The sequence below is a fragment of the Peribacillus huizhouensis genome (assembly GCF_014138605.1).
GTDB classification, from domain to species: Bacteria; Bacillota; Bacilli; order Bacillales; family DSM-1321; genus Peribacillus; species Peribacillus huizhouensis.
The window spans coordinates 1-1,277 of sequence record NZ_JACJHX010000056.1 but is presented as its reverse complement, the minus strand read 5'-3'; the positions used below and the strand labels follow the sequence as shown (position 1 = coordinate 1,277).

Annotated in this window: 2 protein-coding genes; both read left to right on the top strand. The window is 34.6% G+C overall.

What is annotated here, in order from left to right:
* Nucleotides 1–129, top strand: a 129-nt coding sequence (locus HNP81_RS24870; RefSeq protein WP_182504191.1) for an IS3 family transposase, incomplete at its 5' end; no start/stop codon positions are given.
* A gap of 308 nt (nucleotides 130–437) precedes the next feature.
* On the top strand, nucleotides 438–1,052 hold the full coding sequence (locus HNP81_RS23580) for a YdhK family protein (RefSeq protein WP_182504190.1): 615 nt from the start codon (nucleotides 438–440) through the stop codon (nucleotides 1,050–1,052).
* Nucleotides 1,053–1,277: the final 225 nt, after the last annotated feature.

Genomic DNA, 1,277 nt, shown 5'->3' with positions numbered 1-1,277 from the left:
GAGAGTTTTTTTAGTCACTTTAAAACTGAATGTTTTTACCGTTACCAATTTGAGACCTCAAAAGAGGTTAAGGCAGCAGTAAAAAATTATATTAAATTTTATAACAATAAACGTTTTCAAAAAAATTAAATAACCTCAGCCATACTAAATATAGAGCTAAGGCTGCCTAATAAGTGAACCTTCTTATTAATTGTCTACTTGACGGGGATAGGACCATTTTGAAGGTCCTTTTTGAATGCCGATAACATCCGATTATGTAAACTAAAAATGTATAGAGTATTCATGTTTTCTTTAAAACCCTTATTCAACTAAAGAGCCATTTAATAAATTAAAGTTTATCTAAATTTTTGGTCATGCTATAATACCGTATGGGGGTATATTTTAAGGGGAATGGTTTGTAAGAAAAAATTTAAAATATTTGAGTGGAGGTTGTAACGATGAAAAAAAAGCAATTAATAATTGGGTTGCTTGTTTTAGTGACAACTATGGTTTTAGCAGCTTGTAGTGGAAATGAAAAATCGGCTCCAAACGATGACACCAATACAGAGACTAAATTTCACGAAAATATGGATATAAATGAAAAAGATTCTAATGCCCATTCAGGTCACGAAGGAATGAATCATTCGGGTTCAAGTGATGTACCAAAAGGCTTAAAAGAAGCAGAAAATCCTACCTATCCTGTTGGAAGCCAAGCTATTATCAATGCTGAACATATGTCTGGAATGAATGGTGCTGAAGCTACAATATCCGGTGCCTTTGATACAACAGTTTATACTGTTACATATACTCCAACAACTGGTGGTGAACCAGAGGAGGATCATAAATGGGTGATTCACGAAGAAATTGAAAATGCTGGTGATGAACCGTTTCAACCAGGTGATGAAGTTGTATTGAACGCTAAACATATGAAAGGTATGGATGGTGCTGCGGCTGTCATTGATACAGCAGAAAAAACAACCGTATATATGGTAGATTACACTGATACTGAAACAGGAGAAAAGGTAACCTATCATAAATGGGTAATAGAAAGTGAACTTTCTCCAGTTGAATAAATACTAAGAAACAATATAACCCTATTGTTATTCGTGATTAATTGTTAATTCGAAATAAGTATTCCTTCATAATCGAGCGATTAAATTGAACAATCATCACAAAAGGATCTTCAATTGAAGATCCTTTTTTATGTGTGCCAGGCATGGCAACTATCTAGGTGGTGAAAGTCCACTGTGGGGGTACACATCGACTAACCACTAAGGAAGCGCAAGGTACTTATCGCG

What these genes read in the sequence shown, in the direction of transcription:
- HNP81_RS23580 (WP_182504190.1), top strand. Translation starts at nt 438, where the DNA reads ATGAAAAAAAAGCAATTAATAATTGGGTTGCTTGTTTTAGTGACAACT.